Raw genomic sequence first — 2500 nt, forward strand, 5'->3', positions numbered from 1 at the left:
TGGTTGCGGGGGCAGGATTTGAACCTGCGGCCTTCAGGTTATGAGCCTGACGAGCTACCGGGCTGCTCCACCCCGCGGTGTTGGTTTGGTTATCGTGAAGGGAGGGAATGAGTGTGTTTGTATTGGTCTGGCGGCGACCTACTCTCCCACGTCTTGAGACGCAGTACCATTGGCGCGGCGGGTCTTATCGGCCGAGTTCGGGAAGGGATCGGGAGTTTACCTCGCGCTGTGACCACCAGACCTTCGGGGGAGCCGTATGCGGGCTCCTCGGAAGGTCTGGCCGCCCTCTTCTTGCGAAGAGGGCAAGCGACCTGAGTGTCTTTCCAAGTATGTGACTGACCGTGTTGAGGTGTTGGTTGTCTTGCGACTACCGGATCGGTTCAAGCCAATCGGGCGATTAGTACTGGTCAACTGAACGCGTTGCCGCGCTTACATCTCCAGCCTATCGACGTGGTGGTCTTCCACGGCCCTGATAGGGAGACCTTGTTTTGAGGGGGGCTTCCCGCTTAGATGCCTTCAGCGGTTATCCTGTCCGCACATAGCTACCCTGCACTGCCGTTGGCACGACAACAGGTCCACCAGTGGTGCGTCCACCCCGGTCCTCTCGTACTAGGGGCAGCTCCTCTCAAGTCTCCTACACCCACGGCAGATAGGGACCGAACTGTCTCACGACGTTCTAAACCCAGCTCACGTACCTCTTTAAATGGCGAACAGCCATACCCTTGGGACCTGCTCCAGCCCCAGGATGAGATGAGCCGACATCGAGGTGCCAAACGATGCCGTCGATATGGACTCTTGGGCATCATCAGCCTGTTATCCCCAGCGTACCTTTTATCCGTTGAGCGATGGCCCTTCCACTCGGGACCACCGGATCACTATGGCCGACTTTCGTCTCTGCTCGACTTGTCAGTCTCGCAGTCAGGCGGGCTTATGCCATTGCACTCAGCGAACGATTTCCGACCGTTCTGAGCCCACCATCGCGCGCCTCCGTTACTCTTTGGGAGGCGACCGCCCCAGTCAAACTACCCGCCACACAGGGTCCCGGATCCGGATGACGGACCGCGGTTAGACACCAAGCAGGACAAGGGTGGTATCTCAAGGGAGGCTCCACGGGAACTGGCGTCCCCGCTTCGAAGCCTACCACCTATCCTGCACATGACATGCCTGGTGCCAGTGTGAAGCTGTAGTAAAGGTGCATGGGGTCTTTCCGTCTGACCGCGGGAACCCCGCATCTTCACGGGGAATTCAATTTCGCTGAGTCTACGTTGGAGACAGCGGGGAAATCGTTACGCCATTCGTGCAGGTCGGAACTTACCCGACAAGGAATTTCGCTACCTTAGGACCGTTATAGTTACGGCCGCCGTTTACCGGGGCTTCAATTCAGTGCTTGCACACCTCCTTTTAACCTTCCGGCACCGGGCAGGCGTCAGACCCTATACGTCGCCTTGCGGCTTCGCAGAGCCCTGTGTTTTTAGTAAACAGTCGCTACCCCCTGGTCTGTGCCCCCCGCCCCTGGTTGCCCAGAGACGGGGCCTCCTTCTCCCGAAGTTACGGAGGCATTTTGCCGAGTTCCTTCAACGTAGTTCTCTCAAGCGCCTTGGTATACTCTACCAGTCCACCTGTGTCGGTTTAGGGTACGATCTCATGGAGGGCTATTTCCAGGATCCGCTCAGCAGCCATCCCAATCCGATAAGGGATGACTACCTCTGCGAACCGTCACATCCTCCTGGCCCAGGAATATTAACCTGGTTCCCATCGACTACGCCTTTCGGCCTCGCCTTAGGGGTCGGCTCACCCTGCTCAGATTAACTTTAAGCAGGAACCCTTGGACTTTCGGCGAGAGGGTCTCTCACCCTCTTTGTCGCTACTCATGTCAGCATTCTCACTTCTCTGCGCTCCAGGATAGGTCGCCCACACCCTTCGCTGCACAGAGAACGCTCCGCTACCGCGCATTGCTGCGCCCAAAGCTTCGGCTCGTGGCTTGAGCCCCGTTACATCTTCGCCGCAAGACAGCTTATCTAGACCAGTGAGCTGTTACGCTTTCTTTAAATGATGGCTGCTTCTAAGCCAACATCCTGGTTGTTTTGGCCGTCTCACATGCTTTCCCACTTAGCCACGAATTAGGGGCCTTAGCTGTTGGTCAGGGCTGTTTCCCTTTTCACACCGGACCTTAGCACCCGATGTGTGTCTGCCGGATAGTACTCTCTGGTATTCGGAGTTTGGTTAGGATCAGTAAGTCTGTGGGACCCCATTACCCATCCAGTGCTCTACCCCCAGAGGTATTCGTCCGACGCTCTACCTAAATAGATTTCGCGGAGAACCAGCTATATCCGAGTTTGATTGGCCTTTCACCCCTAGGCACAAGTCATCCCGATCCTTTTCAACGGATGTGGGTTCGGTCCTCCAGTGCGTGTTACCGCACCTTCAACCTGCTCATGCCTAGATCACCCGGTTTCGGGTCTGATCCCACGAACTCAAGCGCCCTATTCAGACTCGCTTT

At 56.6% G+C, this 2500-nt stretch carries 1 tRNA gene and 2 rRNA genes (1 of these 3 cut by a window edge); all 3 read right to left on the reverse strand.

What is annotated here, in order from left to right:
• Positions 1-77: transfer RNA gene (locus D3P35_RS25470), tRNA-Met, on the reverse strand.
• 48 nt (positions 78-125) lie between these two features.
• Positions 126-240: ribosomal RNA gene (gene rrf / locus D3P35_RS25475) — 5S ribosomal RNA — on the reverse strand.
• 136 nt (positions 241-376) lie between these two features.
• A 23S ribosomal RNA gene (locus tag D3P35_RS25480) occupies positions 377-2500 on the reverse strand (it continues 695 nt past the right edge of the window).

The sequence above is a fragment of the Oceanicella sp. SM1341 genome, from assembly GCF_003448965.1.
In the GTDB taxonomy this organism is placed as follows: domain Bacteria; phylum Pseudomonadota; class Alphaproteobacteria; order Rhodobacterales; family Rhodobacteraceae; genus Paroceanicella.